The following is a 20,598-nucleotide window of genomic DNA, read 5'->3' as shown; positions in this document are numbered from 1 at the left end:
CATTCCTGATATCTTTATGACCCAAATAAATTCTATTGTAGTCTTATGACCTTAGTTGTCGATTTGTTTGCAGGCCCAGGTGGTTTGGGTGAAGGTTTTGCGAGTCACGATAGTGAATTCGATATCGTAGTCTCTGCCGAGAAAGATCCAGTTGCTCGGCAGACACTTCGTCTACGAGCTTTTTATCGTTATCTAAGCCGTAATAAGCCAGAAATGCTGAAAGACTATTTTTCTTATTGTCTCGGGCAAAGTACCTCGCCCGTGAGCAAGGGTAGCGAGAATGCTTGGGCTCATGCGAATGCTGAAGCTCAAATTATTGAGCTGGGTAGTATTGCGGGCAATACCCACCTTTACGACATTCTGGATAGGAAAGAACTGGGTCATGAACAGCCTTGGGTATTGATTGGGGGCCCCCCTTGCCAAGCCTACTCGCTGGCGGGACGGTCGCGCAACAAGGGTAACAACGAATACAAAGCCGAGGAAGATCACCGTCACTTCCTGTATCGTGAATATCTCAATATCATTGGTCGCTATCAGCCAGCGATATTCGTAATGGAAAACGTGAAGGGTATCCTTTCTGCCAAGGTCGGGAACGAACATATTTTTCACTCAATTCTGCGGGACTTGGCAGCCCCGGGTGAAGCCCTTGGTCTGGCAAAGCACGACCTAAAGTATCGTATCTGTTCACTTGTTTGCGATACCGAGTTTCATGCTGATGATGAGCCATCTGCAATTAATCCCGCTGACTACATTATCCGTGCTGAAAATTTTGGCATCCCACAGGCGAGACATCGCGTAATTCTGCTGGGTATTAGGGAGGACTTCAATTCTGGCTTGCCGCACCCAAAGTTGGCGCCTGTTCAGGAACATGTGAGTGTGGCCCAAGCAATAGGCAAGTTGCCGCCTTTGCGAAGCCGCCTTAGCAAGGAGGTTGACAGCGTACAAAACTGGCAAAATGTAATTCGTTGGTATGCTGCGAATCTGGCTAAGCAATCACGCCCCGCCTTGCAGCCTACGCTCGCAAAGGTCAGTCAATCAGATTTTCGATCAGAACAAATTGGAGCTCTCCGATATGTGGGTGGAGACATTAATTATGATGGACGTACAGGAGTGTCCACTTTAGACGAATGGTTGCTGGATGATCGTTTGGCTGGTTGTTGGCTAAATCATGAAGCGCGAGGCCACATGCGCAGCGACCTTGGACGCTATGTTTATGCCGCTCTATTTGCTCAAGAGCTTGGGGTTTCTCCAAAGGGACATCTAGATTTCAATCTCGAGATGTTGAGACCCGAACACAAAAACTGGGAAAGCGGTAGCTTTGCAGATCGATTTCGCGTCCAAGTAGCAACGCGACCTTCAACCACAATTACTAGCCATATATCGAAAGACGGGCATTACTTCATCCATTATGACCCGCTGCAATGCCGCAGCTTAACTGTGCGCGAGGCTGCGAGACTGCAAACTTTTCCTGACAACTACTTCTTTGAAGGTAATCGTACTCAACAATATCATCAAGTTGGTAATGCTGTGCCTCCCCTATTGGCTAACAAGATCGCTTCTATCGTGGCTAAATTTATTCAGGTTGATCGACAAAGTTGAGTTTTTAATATTATGCTCGTGGTGTTTGCAAAAGTTCACAGTCGACGAAAACAAGCGATCAATCCTCAATGTTAAAAATAGAATGAGAGCATTTTAAATAGGATAAAATTGGTCCATCACCATGCCGTATCGGCTTGACTTACTTTCCAAAAGGCAAGGAAATTTCCATTTTTGCTAAGTTATGGTTTAAAGCCATCAGATAGAGCTTTTTTCTCTGCAAGTATGATTTTCTGGCTTTGTGGACCAGAAGGAATTTTCCTGCTTGACATTGCCGCAGCAAGGCTAAGAAAATCAATTTCGCTCGGTGTCATACTTAAACCTTCACTAGCCCATCGATGTATCTTTGACCAGTAGGAGGCCCCGCGACCAACGACATAAGTTTGCGCCTCAATATCATTCAAAACCTTTTGCTCTCGTCTAGCAGATCTTTGAGCGCTCTCTTTTTCATGAGCATTAACCAGATCTCTTGCCAGATCTCCGTCGAGCAGGACCTCGACTGATTGCAAAATATCTTCCCAGCATTTTTCACGCTTGCACCACTCGGTCACGTTAACGACCTTGTAAGTATCTGCTGCCTTGATGATTCTTGATTGAACCTGATGTGCAATCCGCAGAAGGGCCTTGTTAAGGCTGGTGGAAGTTGCTTGACGATTCCATATTTTCATGAAATCGATATCCATCTGTTTGCTCTTGAGGCGGTGAATCAAAAGTGAAATTGAGTAGGTAACAGTATTGGCCCTGTAACCTTGCGCGTACCAATCCGCCTGTCCCACCAGACGTTCGAGAGTCCGGAAGACGATGGTGGCCCCAATAATTCCCTTAAACCAATCCTCACCAAATGCAACTCCTTCGTCCCCCCATCGCCCGGTAACATTTTCAGCGAAAAACTTGAAGTTTTTTTGAGCCCCTTGGCTAACTATGTGTGGCATACACATGATGGTCACCAATACCTTGGCAATATCAGTTTTATGAATCAATTGTTTCCTAGGGTTCTGAACTTCAAACTCCTTCTTTTTTGAGGTCGTCAGATATGCAGATGCATTGCTATACTGCCCCCTTGCCCTCTCGTAGAACCAGTGGGTCATTTGCTGAGTACCCTCGCCAGCTGGTGCCCATACATTCCGCGAAAAGTTTTCTACACGCCTGTGAAAAGGATGGTTGGAGAAGAAGTCGGCATCGCTTACCTTGTTTTGGCTGTTTGCAAAAAGCGAGATTCGTGGAACGATTGCATCCACTAAATCAGGCTGGACCACAGAGAGCTTCATCTGTACCCGCACTCGATCAAGGTTCTCTGCTTTATCCCGCTTCATGACGTTAAAAATTGATGCTGTTGTTTGGCCTCCATTGACGATCTGCAGATTCTCAAGGCGGTTGAGCAGAATTTGCTCGCCTTGCACATCGAATTCTCCCTTTGCAGCAGTAGCCGAAATGCCATTGTTATAGGCAAAGAACATTTGAGGCTCTTCAAGAATGGTTTTTCGAATACCCTTATTGACGCCCCTAGTGGCCTGAAGAAACGTCCGTACATTTTGCTCTAGAAGCCGACCGCCGTACAGATCGTATATTTCTGCTAGCCAATCCCCTGGAATAACGGTCAGATAAGAATCAAGCTCATTTCCACCCGAATTCGCGGGGAGGCAGGGGAGACCTTTGCCAAACATTTCTTTAAAGTTGATAATGATAGGTTCGGGTTCTCCTGTAGACAGCATCCGTCCAATCGCTAACAGATCCCATACCTTCAAAGCCCACTCTCTATCACCTTTCTTTTTCGTAGGAAGTGTCTTTACCTTATTCGAGAGTTTTGCATTAGAAAGAACGTTTAACCTGATACGAACTATCGACTCTCCCATCTGCGCGAGTTGCCTAGCCAAGCTCCAGATGCTGCTTCCCACATCAACCTCCCACGCAAGATCATTATCAACGGCTCGCTCAAAGAACGTTTCGGCGCGTTTCAAAAAAGTTTCAAGTTGCGTCTGCGTTAGGCTTTGCACTTGAGGATCATCGTGAAAATCGACAACAAACAGATCAAGGGTGGCTTCTTCTTCAGAATAGTTATACCCGTCGACTCGCATGCCCTTATGTGAGAAAAAAGCGGGTTCGAACCCAAGTATAGCCCCTGAATCAACCAACGCCTCAGCTACAACAGATGCAAAAGCAGGTTCGGAAAAATCTGAAGTGGCTAGGGACCTAGCATTTACTTGTTGTAGGATCTCGGCGAGAAAATAATCGTCTTTCATAGGCTATGCGTCGCTCCAATCAAGAGTGGTTTGAAACGGATACAAGGCAGCCAGTTGAATGCCATAATTCACTTCGCTGATACCAGAGCGAACATCAAAGGGAGTGATTCGAGGAAAACCGCCACTAACAATGAATGTATCCCGTTGAATTATTGAAAACTCACGCGAATGATATTCTGGCATTTCAAGATATCCCAAACTCGCCAGTTTCTCTTCGAACTCCTCGACTGCGGAACTCCATGAACTCAGGGCTGTGGCAATGTTGTTAATCAGGGACGCAAGACTCCGCCCGCCGGTTAAATGCTCCGCCAAGTGATATACGCAAAGGAAAAGGTCCGCACTTTCAACCCACAATTGCGCGGTAGAAGAAATACGAATAGTTTGTGGAGACCCTACAAGATGCGACTTGATTTCAAAGACTTTATCATCAACCGTAAAATCCTGAGGAAATCCAGATGGTCCCTTCCACGCCCCCAGTGCATCAGGCCCTAGCCGGGGCAGAAGTTCCTCTTGAAAAAAAATCAACTCTGCAAATAGGCCGCGGATCTCTTGCTCCGATAAAAGGCGTGGGCCACCTTTTGATAGCAACCGTTGCCACTTGAGTAGTCGAGTGCAAAGCGATTCAAGACAGTCAATATCCGAACCCGCAGAAAAGGTTGTCCGCATAAGATCCTTGCAGATCAAGGTAAAAAGATCTACATCCCTCGACTCAGCGAGGATCAACTGAAGTGATGAACTATTGGAAGTCCATTGAACTTTCAAACCCTTCAAGCGAGGTAATTTTCGATGTTCAATACTTGCTGATTTCAATCGCAAAATCAGCATTAGTTGCCCATCATGATTTAATGCGTGGAAAAAATCGAACGGGTGAGCGGCATCTGCTCGCTTAGCGCTGAGTTCGCCCACTCCAGGCCGAGACAAGCCTCCCCAAGGGTTTTCAGTCTTCATCTGCTTCTCCATCACCTTCGTCGACGCCAAAATTCTCTGCCCACCAAGTCGTATTTACCACGTAGGTGACTTCGGTCGTCCTGTATCCGGAATTTGGAAATGCTATTCCCCACGCGACAACATTAGATAAAGCAGCGGCATTTTGTCTCTCCTTGTCAGTTTCTTTGTCCCAAATATCCAAGACGTGAAGCATAAGCAAGGGGCGTGTGCGATGCTGGATGTAGTGATAGTCCGGGATATCACTTTCTTTAGGCCATGATAATTCCGCTGTTCTTCGCTCTGTTTCAGTCATGCCGACCTTGACTTGTCCTCGACTTCCTACCCTCAGAGCCTTGCCACTAACCGCGATATATTCCACACCAGAGGGGCTCCGTTTCCATAATGAAGATCGGGCCTGGACATTTGGTATAAAACCACCAAAGGATTCGGTGGCTTTGGTACCACTTGCGGGGCTAAACAGACATACATCCCAATAAGCAAGCTCGTCTGTTTCCCGTGCTTTAATATAGGCGTTGACTGGTTCCGCCTGTGTGATCAATGCAACATCATCGTGATTCTGGAAGTTGGAAACAAAATTTCGCACCAATGATGCAACAGCCACGTTAGTCCACAAGTACCCAAAATTACCTGTAGTATCCGGCATGCCGATATGGGCTAAAGAATCTAGAAGGTTGCTAAGAACCTTCCTGTTTGTTGCTGTGGCATCAGTTCGCAAACGTTGTGTCTCGATCATTTTCCCGGCAAGGGATACTGAGTGACGTATCTTTTGGCCAGATTTCATCTTGTTTCGGGCTGTGACAATCAAGGATTCAGGGTGTGCTCTGACTTTGAGGCCAAAGTCAACGGGCTTGGCCCCAGCTCGTTCCATTCTGTTGAACTCATGCCTTAACTCATCATTTGCCTCAGAAATATGCGCATACCAATCAATAGCTTCGTCAGTCATATAAATACGACAAGCATCTGAATAACCGTCGCGATATCCGAACCAGCGACCCATCTGCAGTAGCGTGTCGTACATCATTGAGTTGCGCAAAAAATAACTGACGGTAAGTCCTTCCAAAGTAAAACCTCGTGACAGTGCAAATCCTCCGATTGCAATTACATGAAGCCCTTCATTTCTGTAGCGCCTGTAGTCTAGTTTGTCGGGTGACTTACTGTTTACCTTTCTGACCTCAATGGGACCAACTGCCCTTACCAGTGCGGCTTGAATCTCCTTCCACTTTTCGGGTAGTTTATTTTCATATCGTTCTGTCCATGTTTCCTTGAGCTTATTTAACTCAGGGTCGGCAAGGGCCTCTTTTTCGGCTAACCCAGCGTGACCAATACAAGCTGAACGTATCGAGTTTAAATGGTCGGATACAAGGCCAGTCAGTTTTGTCTGCACGTCATTGAAACGCGAGGCGTTCACCAGCATTGACGAATGGCTTTTGTCCTGACCGCGAACGATTCGAATAGCTCTCGACAGCACGAACGTACGTACCGCGTCCTTGAGACTTTCGGGAATTTGCGATAGTGGGTGAGATATCTTGTGCCGCTCAGGCAAGACCTCGGAATGGTCATCCACTGTAACGAGCGTCTCATGCAAATCCCCAGACTCGTGAAATATCCTAGACGCTCCCACATAGTTCGATGGTGCATCAAGAGATATTATGAAATCTCTCGGAAAAAGATCTTCACGCTCCATCGCGTCTTTCCCGTCTGGATCGATGAAGATGTTCGCAAATGGAGTCGCTGTATAGCCTAAGTAGGCATTCTTGTCGAATGAATCGAGGAGTTTGCGGATTCGGTCGTTAATTGCTGAAGGAGAATCTTCTGTCTTTGAAACGTTTACTGATGCGTTGTCAGCCTCATCATCAACTAGAAGCATCGGGATGCTACTAATCCTGGCACCCGCTTGCCGGTTTCTAATCTCCAGCCAGTCAATCAGATTGGCTAGTGTGCGAGAGTTTTTCTTCATCACCAAGACAAGCGGTTCGCTCAGTGACTGCAAGGAAACACCCAAGTCTCTCGCGTTAGCCCTGAAATCATCTGCGCGAGTAGTGAGGCAAATGGGGCGTCGTTCAAGGCCATAAAGACCAACTCCAATAGCGGAATCTTTTCCGGATGTTGCCTCTGAACTGATACCTACGAAACCCTCCTCGATTCGTTCCTGAGTCTGGATTCGCAGATCTTCTTGAATACCTGTGAGAATGACAATGAATTTATATCCATAATCTGCGGCCTTGCAGATAACACCAGTGTAATTGGCCGTCTTTCCCGACTGTACATTTCCTACTATTAAGCCACGCCTCGCCCATCGTCCAGACTTATCTGGATCTTGCATCAACCCCACTACCTTATCCGTATCTTTGTCCAATACACCTAGAACCGCTGTTCCAAATCCCTTGCTACTAAGATACTTTCTATAACGGTCATAGTAGTAAGGAACCATTTCGGAGCGGCGGCCAGGCAGCCATTCCTCAAAATCCGTTTGAATGGTAGAAGCGTCCTGCATCGTAATGGAAAGCTGGGTTTCAATCTGTCGAGCAACTTCCTCGATTTGGCTTTCTGATACTAGATCTGAAAGTTGGGGGAACAGGGGTAACAACGTTTTTAGGACAACCCTAACTTGCTCAGGGGTGCGGTTGGGCATATTCGAAAGCAGGCCGATTGCGCTGTTCTGAAGATTTTGAAATGACATTTTTTTCCTCTTTTATTTAGTTTGCCATCGCACGTTTTGTAATTACGCCAAGTTGTTCAGGGTATCGGTTGAAAGGCTCCATACCTCCTAGCAACGCTATCGCTCCTGTTGTATCAAGTTGCGAATTTGATTGGAGAAGTAAAGTCGCAAGCGAAACCATGGCTTCAATATCCAGCTGGCCAGATTCCAACTGCTTGGGGGCATTTGAGTAATCGCTAAAAAATGTGGCTGCAGGAAAGGCTTGGCCAAACATTCTAAGTATCTGTCTTAAACGAGATCTTTCCGTATCTTGAAGATTTGAAATCAGTTCAGCAATCAAGGGATGTTCGTCATTGATAAGGTACTCAATCTTTTCATTGTGGATCTTTCGGACCCATACGGGCACCGCACCACTTTCTATGGCAACCCTCCCCCTTAACGTATAAGGTCTTTTGGCTCCTGTCCGTATCTGTTCAATGATTTGCTTCAGTCTGTTTCTAACAATTAGCGGCGGATTAGCTCGTGCCTTGCGAACATCAATACCCCACTGATTATCTAGATTGTTAGGGATATCAATTTTGATCCTTGCAAGCTTGGTCAGCTCTTCTTGACGAGCGAGTCTAAACCAACTTCCCCAAATAATCAGGCGACGGTTTCGATAAATATAAAACCCTTGATTCCTAAGATACCCCTCGGGTCCTGCTAGCCGTTCGTACTCTTTTGCAGTTATCTTTGAATGGTGCGGTAATACAAATGCTTGAACGGTAACTTGACTATCCTTGAAACGTACAATCTCGACAGGAAACTTTTGAGTTGCAATATTGGATTCTGCAAAAGGGTCATAAGGCTCGATTGCTGTCCCATTTATAGTCATACTGATTTTTCTCAGTCCGGGTTCCCCAGCCAAGAATCGATGGAAAATTCTCGACAGATGCTGACGCACCGAGAACATCAGTTCATTAAACGCTTCGTGTCCCATTTCGCCAAGCCCAGCAAGCTCTAGACGATCAAGCTTCCGCCACAACACCGTGGTACCCTTGCTAGAGTTAGGTGATTCACAAGGCAGCGAGGACGATTCCTCAGCACTTAGTTCAGTAATTTCCCAGCGGTCAGTTTCTGACACTCGATCAAGGTCCCAGCGCATTACATTCAAGGTCGAAGCTTGGCAAGAAAGTACCGTCAATTCTCGACATTGACTAAAAGAAGCTGTTTTTAATCCCAAACCAAACCTCCCGAGATCATTTTTCTCGCGCTCAAGTCTTGGATCCTTTGATCCAGGCCTTAGTGCTTCGAGCAATTGCGCGCGGCTCATACCCTCGCCATTGTCGATTATGGCAATCCATGGGAGGTCTGCTTCCCAGCCATACCGCAGCTTTATCTCGTTGGCACCTGCAGCAATACTGTTGTCAATGATGTCCGCAACAGCAGAGTCAAAAGAATAGCCAATATCTCGCATGGCTTCGATCATTACGGAGGCACGTGGCGTTAACTCAATGGCTATTATTTGTGGATCATCGCGCATAAATAGGTAGGGCCTTATTAAAAATTAGTAAATTTATTTTTTCAGAATTGAGAAATATTTTTGCCTAATTTGAAAATATTTTTACTAGGAATAAAATTGTATTTTTGTAAAAAGGCGGTGAATTAATTAATTAAATTATGAAGTTAAGATAATAATATCTGCCAAAAAAGTAGATTATATAATTTACATTTTTTTAATTTACAGGAGGTTCCTGTATTTTATTTAGACTACCAAAAAGTAACGTTTGGAATCCTTTAATGTTGATTATTATTTTTCCACCAGTCCAATAAACGTATTTATCAACCCCAACGTCTCCGGCTTCTCACTTCTTACCTCCGCTAGGCCCGGGCTCATCACCACCACCGCCAAGCTCTTGGCCCTGCTCACAGCAACATTCAACCGGTTCCGACTAAATAAAAACTCCAAATACCTTGGCATGTGGTTTTCATTCGACGTGGTCATTGAAACCAGCACCACTTGCGCTTCTTGCCCTTGAAATTTATCCACTGTACCAACCCGTGCGCCTTCAGGAAGGACTCGTTTTAGTAGGTTGACTTGCGCGTTGTATGGTGCAACCACCATGATTTCCTCAGCGTTCATAGGCAGCACTTCACCTTTCGGTCCAATAAAGCGCTGCTCCATCAATTCCAAATACATCCGTTTGATGGCATCAGCTTCTTCAATGCTTCTCTGCGAGTTACCGTCATGCTCCACCGGGAAGCAGTACACCCCAGTTGCTGAAAACTTATTGGCCAGCCAGCCACTCAATATCAGCCCCTGTTTTTCTGTTTGCGGTGCGTTTCGCAATCGGCCTTCGTAGAAGGTGTTGGAAATGTAATTGCACACATCGGGGTGCATCCGAAAGCTTTGGTCTAGGAATACGCCAGTGTCTGCGGGTATGGTCGCCTTGTGGCCTAGTAGGTATTCAAGTGTGGAAAGTCCACTTTCACCAGGGTGATCACCTTGTATGGGTTGGCCCAATTGCATTTGGTCGCCAAGCAGCACAATGTTGTCGGCGCATTGGCCCATGGCCACAGTGTTGGCGGTGGCCACTTGGCCTGCTTCATCTATGAACAGGTAGTCGAAGCAATTCAACAGCTGCCAGCTGGAAAACAGCCAGGCCGTACCCGCTAGCAAATCAGGGGCTTCCTGTTTGGTCAACGCCTCATCGTCAAACAGGTCTTTCTTTTGGCAATTCGTCAGCCCGTAACCTTCAACTTCTTGGTCTTCCTTGCTGCAAATTTTTATGCCGTCGTAGCTGTGCCCCATGCGTTCCAAAACCTGCGCAGTGCGTTCAACCAGGTTGTTGATGGCTTTGTGGCTGTTCGAACTAATCGCTACTTTTTTGCCTTGGCGAATCAGCTCTGCAATCACGTGGCTGCCTGTGTAAGTTTTGCCAGTGCCTGGCGGGCCTTGAACAAATAAACAGCTTTTGTTCATGTTGCTGACCAGGGCCAGTGTTTGTTGCAGTGTGGTTTGCCCGCAGACTTTTTCATCTTGAACCAGAATGTCGCCAGGCATCTTGTTAAAAAAGCGTGGCGGCTGTCGAAGTAAAAACTGTCGAACTGCAGCGTGATCTGAATCACCCTCAATTTCGCTTTCAACGAATCGGCGAACTGCGTCAGCAATAATGTCCGCATCAAACGGGGCGCCTGCTGATATGTGCATGGTTTGCCCTGGATCGATATATTTCAGGGGCAATCGTGTGCAGTTAAGCACCAATTCGCAATTGTCTTCATCAATACTGTGAATGGTGCCGCTAACCATTTCATCCGGGTCGAGTATTTTGATTCCGTCGCCTGCCTTGCATTTGAATTCCTGTTCCGGGAACTTCCATTTGGTTTGGCGGGGTATTTTCCCGTTGACTAGTTTGTCAGCAAACTGAAGGTTGGCGATTACTTCCATGTCATCAAGAAGTTCTTCTACCTCGGCTTCAATGCGTTCGAATATTGCCCACCAGCCTGGCTTGGCAGCCCGCTTGTGGAAGTCGATCATTTGAAAGAGCAGTTGCTGATAACTGCGTGGCAGGTTTTGTGTGCGTACTCCGTTGGCCAAGCGAGCAGGTAGTTCAGCCAAATAGGCCTCATGAATAGCCTGGTTTTGCGCGCGCAGTTCAGCGCGTTGAATGTCTTTGTCGCTCAGTGGCTTGGTTGGCAGTTCGCGATTCTTGTCAAACCAAGCTGCAGTTGCGGGGCGTTGTTTTAACAACCATTGGCGCAGTTCCCAGGTCGATTTGCAGTCGTCGAAGTTGTAGTCTTCGATGCTTTGAAGCAATGCTGGGTTTTGCTCGTGCCGCCAGCGTTCATATACCACGATTGAATCTGCTGCATTGGTTACTTCCACTGTGCGGGCAGTGCTGTAAAACTTCTCGACTTGCTTAATCGAATAGCTGGGTTTGGAAATTCGCAAACCCTCCCGCACCACTTTATAGAGGTCGACCAGCTTGTGGTGGCGAAGCAAATTGTCTACTGAATCTTCATGCACGCCATGAACGCTCATCAAGCGCTTTAGCGCAGTTTTTTCGTAATGGGCATAGTGGTAGATGTGGGCATTGGGATATTGCGCTAATCGATTGTTTACAAAATTCATGAAGTCCGAAAATGCTTGTCCTTCCTCGGGGCGGTTGTGTGCCCAAAACGCTTTGAATTTGGCTTCACCCAGCTCGAAGTAATACACGCCGAACAAGTACTCAAGGCCCTCGGGGTACATTGGGTCGCCTTCCATGTCGAAGAACAAATCGCCTTCGTCGGGCGGGGGCATGCGCTCAAACCCTTTGCCGGGTTCTAGATTGTTCAAGCATTTCGCAACCGCTTCGCCCGTTTCATTTTCATGCACTTGCAAAGCCGCCTGATCGATAAGACGAAGCAGGGTGGGTTCTTGTAGGCCTTTGATCTTCTCTGGCTCAGCCAGTTGCGCTAGGGCCTTCATGGTTCTGACCCCTTGGGCGCTCAGCTTTACGATTTGAGTTTTAGTAATATTCGCAACCTGGCTAAGGTGGTCGTCTTTCAGGCGTTGTTCATCACAACGGTCGCGCCAGTGGCACATGCTGCATAAGTCGCAGGGGTCGGGGTAGGAGGCCGCAGTTGAAGAATGGTTGCTTAGACTGCGTTCGAAATCAGTCTTCAGCTTGCTGTAGTAAGCAAAGTAATCATTCACGCGAAAGGTGTCGCGGTGCCTGTTGCCCAGTTCAACGTGAATTTGTTCGGGTAGTTGCCCGGTGATGTCGCTGAGCAGGTCACTGTAGAAACACAGTTGCACCAAAAATTTGGTTTTCGTGTGGTGTGAAAGTTTGGTGTCGGCCACTTCGTAAACCCAATGCCCAGTTGGGCTTTTCTTATTGGTACGAAGTAGAAAGTCGGCATGTCCAATATAGGTATCACGGCGTAGGGTTGCTTGAAACACCACGTCTGCGCCGCTATGAATAGCTTCCCTGGTTAGTCGAACCTTTTCGGCCAAGTCTTCGGCTTGAATGACAGCAACATTCAAGCCTTGTTCTTGAAGGGCCTTCAAATGCGCGGCCTCGTGCTCCAAACCCTTGTCCATGATTAGTCTCATGGATTCCGTCTCGGCGGTTTTCTCCATGGGCGTATCAAGGTGGCAGCGATCAAGCCAAGTGCGGTGTTTGCACTCGGCGAAGTAAGTTAGATCTGAAGCTGAAAAGAGAATTTGTTGCTTATGTTTTTGCACAACACCTTGCCGAGGAACATTAACGTAATGAGTACTTTAAATAAGTAGTAGCTCAACAGATGAGCCTTACTCAATACTTTCAAGAATGTCGTGTGGATTGAGTTTTTGTAGAAGTTGACAAGTTCTTACATTGTGTAAGTGCATATCTGATGGTGAACTTCGGTATTCGCTAATTCAACAGGCCGTTTATTCCCGATATCGTTTTGTTTTTCCGCCCAAATAATCCAACTCTAAGCATCACCATGATCTCTGGCGACAAACCCCCGATAGCCTTCACCATGCCCGATCCCAAGAAGGCGGACGCATTGGCCGCCTCGCGCCCACCGGAGGTGAAAACCGCCGCAGACCGGGATGGTGCCAGCGTGGTGGTGTCAATCTCAAGGCCAAGGGGCACCATGTTGGTGGACAGTACCACCCCATTTGATGCGGACAAGGTGGAAATGATTCGCCGTCAGCTGAGTGAGGGAGGCTTGAAAATTGATGCCAGCATAGTGGCTGATCGCATGATTAATGATCAAAAAGCACTGTTGGGAGGGTAAATTCTCAAAAGTGTTCACTTAAAAAATCCATTTCAATCAAATAAAAAAATATCAATACAATCAATTATTTAGTCAATAAAATAAGTGTACAGTTGTACTCTTCTGACACTTTATTCTAGTTTTTTCAGCAAAATCTCTTGCGAAAAACAGGCGTTTTTAGTTACATTGGTGCACATCTGTTCACTAACGTGGAAAACGCAATGAGAACCAACAGCCAACTGTCCAACAAAGTAGTCCGCGGACTCTCCAAAATTCTGGGTCAGGAATTCGTTGCCTTCTGGCTTGAGCAAGCGGGCAGCACCCATTCTGCTGACCGCTGCCTGGCCGAGGTGGTGCGCATTGATCGCGAAACAGCCGATGCAGTCAGCCTGTGGCTGCGCCCCAATGCCTTGTTCAAGGGTTTTGAAGCGGGCCAGCACGTGAACCTGAGCATCACGATTGATGGCGTAGTGCACACCCGTTCATACAGCTTCAGCAACGCCCCCACGGAAAGTGGCTTGGTGCGCTTGACGATCAAGCAAACCCCAAGCGGTCTTGTTTCTCGCCACGTTGTGAACAACATGGAAGTGGGCACCGTGGTGGAAGTGGGTGATGTGTTCGGTGACATGACTCTTTCACATACGCAGCCTAATTTGCACACCGAGCGCCCCACCATGCTGTTGCTTGCGGCCGGTAGCGGTATTACACCCATGATCAGCCTGATTGAAACACTGGAAGCCCAAGGCTGGCCGACTGATGTCACGCTGATGAGCTGGGCCCGTAACCCGGAAGACATGTTGTTTGACGCAACACTGAAGGCGAAAACCAACGAACACTTCAAGTATGTCCGCCTGCTGGAAAGTGGTGCGAACCTTGCTGAAGGTGATTTGGCTGGTCGCCCCAACGCCGAGCAGTTTGAAGCTGTTGCTGGTGCACTAGACAACACCGATGTGTATGCCTGCGGCCCCGATGGTTTCATGACTGCGCTGCGCGGCATTTTGGGTGACGCGCCCAAGAGCTTCCACGCTGAATCATTTACCCCCATGGCCTTGAGCATTGACGAGAACGCCGAGGTCAAAACATTCACTGTGACCCTGACCAAAAGCAATCGCATTCTTGAAGTGAGCAACAACAAGCCCCTTTTGAAAGCGCTGCAAGAGCAGGGCATTAATCCACCTCACGGTTGTGGCATGGGCATTTGCAACACCTGTTCATGCGAAAAGCTGACAGGCACCACGCAAAACATGCAGAACAAATCGGTGTGCGGCACCAACAACACGGCGCTGCGTTTGTGTATCAACGCCGCCCAAGGCCCGGTTTCACTGGACCTGTAAAAGCAAAACCTAAAAATACTGGAGCAAATCATGAGAAAAGCTGACCGCAAATTGAGCCCCGCTGAACTGGAACAGTTCGGTGCTGAGATTGAAGCGATTCGCCAAAAGCATTTGGCCGATGTGGGCGAACGCGATGCCAAGTACATCACCAAAATTGAAAAAGCAGTGCGTTACACCGAGATCGCTGGTCGCGGTATGTTGATGGCTGGCATCTTCCCGCCTGCATTCATTCTGGGTACGCTGACACTTGGCGTGTCGAAAATTCTGGAAAACATGGAGCTGGGCCACAATGTGATGCACGGCCAGTACGACTTCATGCAGAACAAGCGCCTGATGGGCCAAACTTATGAGTGGGACACTTGGTGTACCGCCGACAACTGGCGCTACAGCCACAACTATCGCCACCACACTTACACCAACGTGCTGGGTGAGGATCATGACATCGGTTACGGAGTACTGCGCCTGTTCCCTGAACAAAAGTGGGAACCACGTTTCTTGGCGAACGTGCCTTTGATGGTCATTCTGGCTACCTTCTTTGAAAACCTGCTGGCTTTGCAAACCCTTGAGCTTGAAAAAGTAGTCAGCGGCGAGAAAACCCTGAAGGAAACCAAAGACCGTGCCATTCCGACCTTCAAGAAGGCAGGGCGCCAAATTTTGAAAGACTATGTGTTTTTCCCGCTGCTGGCTGGTCCCTTCTTCCTGCCCGTTTTGGCAGGTAACTTTCTTGCCAACATCATTCGCAATTACTGGACCTTTGTGATTATTTTCTGTGGTCACTTCACGGCCGATTCCGAGGTGTTCGACAAGTCGATTATTGATGGTGAATCGCAGGCCCACTGGTATTTGCGTCAATTGAAGGGTTCGTCGAACCTGACAGGCGGCAAGCTGTTCCACATCATGTCGGGCAACTTGAGCCACCAGATCGAGCACCACCTGTTTCCTGAGGTGCCTGCGCACCGCTACGCGGAAATGTCGGTTGAAGTGCAGGAAATCTGCAAACGCTATGGACAGCATTACAACAAGGCGTCCTTGTTCAAACAGTTCTCCACTGTGGTGGGCCGTGCATTCAAGTACAGCCTGCCCAGTTTGAAGCGCAAGAACCGTGAAGTCGTAGCAGCCTGATTACTGCGTATTACGGGTTTTTGTAACCCAATGGCGAATTTCCTGCGTTAGACACCGTGCCCCCTCCCAAGGGGGGCGCAGTATCCATAACAAACAGAGGAAGTCAGCCATGAAAAAATTAATTTCTATTGCCGTATTGTCTGCCGCTGCAGCCAGCCCAGCCTTTGCTGAAGGCCCTTACCTGGGCGCCACTTACAACAGCCTGGGAATTACTGACAGCCGTATCGGCGGAGTCGAGCTTGATGTCGACACCCTGGGTGTGGTCGGTGGCTATGAACTTAGCCCCAATCTGGCGGTTGAGGGTCGTTTGTTGACCGGTGTGGATGAAGAAAACTCAGGCGCATTCCGCGCGAAGGTCGATTCCTACATTGGAGCCAATCTCTTGGGCAAATTGCCCTTGAACAACCAGTTCTCGTTGTATGGCACTTTGGGTTACGGCTTTTTGGATGCCAACATCAGCGGTCCTGGTTTTAACACCAACGACGATGACGGTGCACTCAGCTACGGCGGTGGTGTGATGTACACCGCAGGCAGCGTGAACATTCGCGCCGGTTACGAGATGCTGTACGACAAAGACAATGTTGAAGCTGATGGCCTGAATTTGACAGCCACTTTTGCGTTCTAAACTCAAGTAAATCGGGGGTGTGCCAGCCACGGCCACTCCCTTTGTTCACGCCCTGCGACACTCCTTGAGTGTTTGATCATTCAATGTCGGGAAGAGATGGCTTTTTGTGTTTCTTCTTGGTAGTTTTCTGATGTAACAATGCCGCTACCCTTTTAGGGTGTCCCCGTTCTCAGAGAATGTGAATGTTGCGTCTCGTACTGTTTCTCGGATTTTTGTTGTCGCCGCTTGTTGCGCAGGCCGCAACCTTGCGCATTGGCGTGTCTGAAACCTTGCTCTCTCTGCCCTTGTATGTGGCCCAAGAGGAAGGGTTTTTCCAAAAGCATGGCGTTAATGTGGAGTTTGTGAATTGTGTGGGCGGTAACCGCTGCATAAAAAACATGCTCGAAGGCCAAACCGACCTGTCCACAGCCACCGAGTTGCCAGTTGTGTTCAATAGCTTCACCCGAAGCGACTTTGCAATTTTGACCAGTTTTGTCAGTGTTTCCAACGATTTGAAAGTTGTGGCGCGTGCTGATGCGAAAATAACGCAGCCAGACCAACTTCGGAATAAAACGTTGGGGTATGTCAATGGCAGCGCAAGCCAATATGTGTTGGACTCTGTACTGGTTTATAACGGGATTGATCCAGACAAGGTGAATTTGAAGGCGATCACGCCGGAAACTGCTTTGGCGGCCTTGGCGAACAAGGAGGTTGACGCGCTGTGCATTTGGGAGCCTTTTGCCTCACGCATTGAACTGCAATTGGGCTCTGAAGTGGCACTTGTGCCCATCCCCAAGCTGTACACCGCCACCTTTAATTTGATTGCCATGCAGGGCGTCATTGCCAGCAAACCAAAGGAACTTGAGCGATTGGTCCGTGCCTTGAAGGACAGCACCGAGTTCATACAAACGCACCCCGAGAAAGCCAAAGCCATGGCTGCAAAAAGATTGGGGGTGCCCGTGGTTTTGATCGAGAAAATATTTGATGACTACAGGTTTCGTTTAAGTTTGAATCGCTCTTTACCGCGCACAATGGAAGGGCAGGCGAGATGGGCTTTGCGCGAGGGTCATGTCAAGGGCGACTTGGCCCAGCCCAATTACACCGGGTTTTTCTACCCGAATTTTTTGAAAGCAGTGAACCCGGGCGCTGTGTCGCTCCAATAAAGGGAAGGTTTAGTGCGCGTTGCCACCAAAATCAATCTGGCTATTCTTAGCACCATTGTTTGCGCAGTGGTACTGGTGCTGGGCAATCTGTTTATTCTCAGTGAACAGTTCAAGGGTTTGGAGCAATCACAAAAGGCGCAAAACATTACCCGTTTGTCCTCAAGCCTTTTGGTGCTGACCCAAGAGTATGTGTTGTTCAAATCGCCGTCTGTGGCTGATGCGTGGGTGCGCACGCAAGAGGAGCTGGAAAGACTGATTGGGTCAACCGTGAACTCGTCTGTCGCGCCGCAAGAACTCTCGGACATTCAGGGCAGTCTTGCTGAACTCAAGCCTATCTTCAATGAGTTGAACAACAGCGCGGTGCGCGGCAACAACAATGCAGATTTTCTTGAGCGTCGAGAAAGTTTGATTGTTGAGCGTTTGATTGCAGAAACCCAGGTAATTTCCGAATTGGGTTATCAGTGGGCGACACAAGTGAATGATGCGCAAGCCAGAAACTTGAAGGGCCTTACCTTGTTGGAGTCGGTTGGCCTGGGCAGTTTTGTGGTGGTGATTGCCTTGTTGGTGGTGTTAATGCGCACGGGTGTGTTGAACCCGCTGGCCAAGTTGAAACGCACGGCAGACGAGATCCGCAATGGCAATGAAGACGCGGTGTGTGAGGTGAATGCCAATGATGAATTGGGCGATGTGTCCAAGGCGGTGAACCAGATGGCCCACAATCTGGCACATAAAAACAGGCGTTTGCGCGAGGCCAACGCCCGGGTGGAAATGGCCAGCCAGGCCAAGACAGAATTTTTGTCCAACATGAGCCATGAGATTCGCACGCCGTTGAACGGCATTGTGGGTTTGACTTATTTGTTGAAGGACACGTCCGTGTCGAGTAACCAGAAGCTTTTGCTGGAGAGCCTGGAGAAAACATCGCGCAATCTGATTGATTTGGTCAGTGATGTGCTGGATATTTCGAAAATTGAAGCGGGCAGCATGGAGCTGGAGTCCAAGCCGTTTTCGACACTTGAGTTTATCGACAAGGTGTCTGGCATCATGACCGGCGCTGCTGCCAACAAGCCGATTGAGTTGATCATTGATCCCTCGACCGATTTGCCACGCGAATTGATGGGCGATGAATTGCGTTTCCGGCAAATTGTGGTGAACCTGGTGGGCAATGCAATCAAGTTTACCCAGCTTGGGCATGTGCACCTGTCGCTTCAAGTGCTTTCCAATCAGGGTGGAGTTTGCCGCCTGCGTGTGGAGGTGCGCGACACCGGGGTGGGAATTTCTCCGCAAGGTCAAGCCCATTTGTTCAGGCAATTTCACCAGGCCAATACTTCAGTTGCACGGGAGTTCGGCGGATCAGGGCTTGGCCTGAGCCTGGTTAAAAAGTTGGTGGAGTTGATGAATGGCAGCCTGGGTTTCAACAGTGAGTTGGGGCACGGGAGCACTTTCTGGGCAGAACTGGAGTTTGCGGTACCCCAAGTGACCACCAGCACAGTCAATGGGACCAACGACACTTTGCTGTTGGTGGCAGACAGCGAGTTTCAACGCCAGGCCTTGCTGCATGCTTGTTCCCTGGTGGGCCGCAAATTGGTCTCTGTCAGCAATCTGGATGAAGCACGCCAATGGCTGAGTGCGGCCCATGGTGTGGCTGGCATTGTGCTTGACTTTCCGAAGCAGCAAATTGATAGGCTAGCCTGGGTGGAGTTCGTCAAGACGACCGGACAGGCAGGAGTTTCTTGTGCCGTACTGTTGGGCAGTGACGACACGCGACGCTTGCTGGACAAAGGAATCAGTGAAATTTTCAGCGCCATTTACGTGAAGCCATTGACACCTTTGCAACTGCAAAATGCGTTCAGGACCAATGCCACCGGTTTGGCGGCACGAGGCAATTCAGCTACCGCATTGCGCAACAAAATGAACCTGCTGATTGTGGATGACAGCGATTTGAACTTGAAAGTGCTTGAAGGTATTTTGGTGCGCAAACAAGCCAACATTACCAAGGCCAACAACGGGCTGGAAGCCTTGTCGTTTTTGTTGCAATACGGCCATGGTTTTGATGCGGTGGTGATGGACGTGCAAATGCCTTTGATGGATGGTCTTGAGGCCACACGCGAGTTACGCAAACAGCCTTTTAACGCCGACTTGCCAGTGATCGGTTTGACCGGGGAAGTGGGACCAGAGGATGAGAGGCGTGCTTTGGAGGCCGGGATGAATGCCGTACTTCACAAGCCGCTTCGGCCCGAGGACTTGATGTTTGTACTCAACAAACTGGTGAAACCGGTCGCGGCCTGAAAACGGCTTGCCTACTTGGCGGCCACGATCCACATGTTGTCGCTGGTGGGTTGCCGGTCGGCCAAGCCAAATTGAACCACCTTCATGCCTTGTCGCACGATAAGCGCTTCAAGATTCTCCGGGGTGAAGTAATTCACGTGGTCGGGCAGACGAAATCCACACCATTTTTCAGCGCGAATTTTTCGGTTCCATGAACCATAGTTGGGCACTTTGATGATGACCACGCCGCCGGGTTGAAGTACCTTGGCCACACCTTGCAGCAGGCCGTTGGGTTCAACTTCGTGTTCTAGAAATGCGCTCATCAGCACGCCCGCGAAATGGTTCTCGGGCAATTTTTGAATGCCGTTAAGCGCGTTGTCATGCATGATGCTGCCGCCGCGCGGCTCAACCACCTGGCTGGCGGCTTGGGCAAGGGCTTTGGACACTTCGATGCCGTAGGGCTGGTATTTGGCAGGCAATGTGGCCAGCAGGCCGCCCGCTGCGCAACCAATGTCAAGCACACGCCCACCAGGAATGTATTTATCGATCAGCTCGGGTAGCTTGTTGCGCTTCAGTACTTTCTGTCGAAAGTGCTTAAAGGCACGGCTTAAGCCCTGTTTCACCGGCTCTCGTTCTTCGCGAACCTGGCGTTCGGTTTCCGATGTTTTTTCCCAAGCGAATTCTTCGCTGAGGCGCTCGTAAACCGGAGCACGTTTCAGGTACACAAAATGGCATTTGTTGCATTCAATCATGGGCCATTCGCTGCTGCCGTAGCTCAGGGTCACTGAGTCTTCTGCACTGTTTTGACAAAAAGGGCAACTGCGTGAAACCAGGCGTTGACTGACATCCATACTGAAATTCTCGGTGTTGCTTAATGTTGGGACTAAGCTGGTTTTGTCGAAATGTGATAGCTTGGCTATCGAGCGAATTTGATTGTACA

Annotated in this window: 13 protein-coding genes; 7 read left to right on the top strand and 6 right to left on the bottom strand. The window is 48.7% G+C overall.

Annotated elements, in window-relative coordinates; genetic code table 11:
* Nucleotides 1-45 precede the first annotated feature (45 nt).
* Nucleotides 46-1,599, top strand: coding sequence for a DNA cytosine methyltransferase (locus tag FCS97_RS12840; protein WP_138518829.1), 1,554 nt, complete (start codon nucleotides 46-48; stop codon nucleotides 1,597-1,599).
* 179 nt (nucleotides 1,600-1,778) lie between these two features.
* Here the strand turns inward: FCS97_RS12840 and FCS97_RS12835 are convergent, their stop codons facing one another.
* The 5 genes from FCS97_RS12835 to FCS97_RS12815 all read right to left on the bottom strand — a co-directional run bounded on the left by FCS97_RS12835 (nucleotide 1,779) and on the right by FCS97_RS12815 (nucleotide 12,652).
* Nucleotides 1,779-3,836, bottom strand: a complete 2,058-nt coding sequence (locus FCS97_RS12835) for an AIPR family protein (RefSeq protein ID WP_138518828.1) — start codon at nucleotides 3,834-3,836, stop codon at nucleotides 1,779-1,781.
* Between the two features lie 3 nt (nucleotides 3,837-3,839).
* Nucleotides 3,840-4,784 carry a PD-(D/E)XK motif protein gene (locus FCS97_RS12830; protein WP_171035313.1) on the bottom strand — a complete coding sequence of 315 codons (945 nt, stop codon included), beginning with the start codon at nucleotides 4,782-4,784 and terminating at the stop codon, nucleotides 3,840-3,842.
* Nucleotides 4,774-7,464, bottom strand: coding sequence for a Z1 domain-containing protein (locus tag FCS97_RS12825; protein WP_138518826.1), 2,691 nt, complete (start codon nucleotides 7,462-7,464; stop codon nucleotides 4,774-4,776). The genes FCS97_RS12830 and FCS97_RS12825 overlap by 11 nt, the downstream gene beginning before the upstream one ends.
* Nucleotides 7,465-7,480: 16 nt before the next feature.
* Nucleotides 7,481-8,911 (bottom strand): ATP-binding protein, encoded by a 1,431-nt coding sequence (locus FCS97_RS12820; protein WP_171035312.1) that lies wholly within the window; start codon nucleotides 8,909-8,911, stop codon nucleotides 7,481-7,483.
* A 321-nt stretch (nucleotides 8,912-9,232) separates the two neighbouring features.
* Nucleotides 9,233-12,652, bottom strand: coding sequence for a TM0106 family RecB-like putative nuclease (locus tag FCS97_RS12815; RefSeq protein WP_138518824.1), 3,420 nt, complete (start codon nucleotides 12,650-12,652; stop codon nucleotides 9,233-9,235).
* 242 nt (nucleotides 12,653-12,894) lie between these two features.
* On the opposite strand from FCS97_RS12815, the gene flgM reads away from it, so the two are divergent.
* From flgM to FCS97_RS12785, 6 genes are all read left to right on the top strand, one after another.
* A complete protein-coding gene (gene flgM / locus FCS97_RS12810) occupies nucleotides 12,895-13,191 on the top strand; it encodes a flagellar biosynthesis anti-sigma factor FlgM (protein ID WP_138518823.1) in 297 nt (98 codons plus the stop codon).
* A 200-nt stretch (nucleotides 13,192-13,391) separates the two neighbouring features.
* Entirely contained in the window at nucleotides 13,392-14,504 is a 1,113-nt protein-coding gene (locus FCS97_RS12805) for a ferredoxin reductase (RefSeq protein WP_138518822.1), read from the top strand.
* A gap of 30 nt (nucleotides 14,505-14,534) precedes the next feature.
* Complete coding sequence (locus FCS97_RS12800) at nucleotides 14,535-15,626, top strand: fatty acid desaturase family protein (protein WP_138518821.1); 1,092 nt, start codon at nucleotides 14,535-14,537, stop codon at nucleotides 15,624-15,626.
* A 109-nt stretch (nucleotides 15,627-15,735) separates the two neighbouring features.
* Nucleotides 15,736-16,251: a porin family protein gene (locus tag FCS97_RS12795; RefSeq protein ID WP_138518820.1), complete on the top strand. Its 516-nt coding sequence runs from the start codon at nucleotides 15,736-15,738 to the stop codon at nucleotides 16,249-16,251.
* Nucleotides 16,252-16,433: 182 nt separating this feature from the next.
* Nucleotides 16,434-17,393, top strand: coding sequence for an ABC transporter substrate-binding protein (locus FCS97_RS12790; protein WP_138518819.1), 960 nt, complete (start codon nucleotides 16,434-16,436; stop codon nucleotides 17,391-17,393).
* A gap of 12 nt (nucleotides 17,394-17,405) precedes the next feature.
* Entirely contained in the window at nucleotides 17,406-19,679 is a 2,274-nt protein-coding gene (locus FCS97_RS12785; RefSeq protein ID WP_138518818.1) for an ATP-binding protein, read from the top strand.
* A gap of 11 nt (nucleotides 19,680-19,690) precedes the next feature.
* Here FCS97_RS12785 and FCS97_RS12780 read toward each other — a convergent pair whose 3' ends face one another.
* A complete protein-coding gene (locus FCS97_RS12780) occupies nucleotides 19,691-20,509 on the bottom strand; it encodes a class I SAM-dependent methyltransferase (RefSeq protein WP_171035311.1) in 819 nt (272 codons plus the stop codon).
* Nucleotides 20,510-20,598: the final 89 nt, after the last annotated feature.

Origin of the sequence: Limnobacter alexandrii (assembly GCF_005871185.1) — a bacterium.
GTDB lineage: Bacteria > Pseudomonadota > Gammaproteobacteria > Burkholderiales > Burkholderiaceae_B > Limnobacter > Limnobacter alexandrii.
Note: the sequence above shows the minus strand (reverse complement) of the source record. Positions and strands in the feature narration are given on the sequence as shown.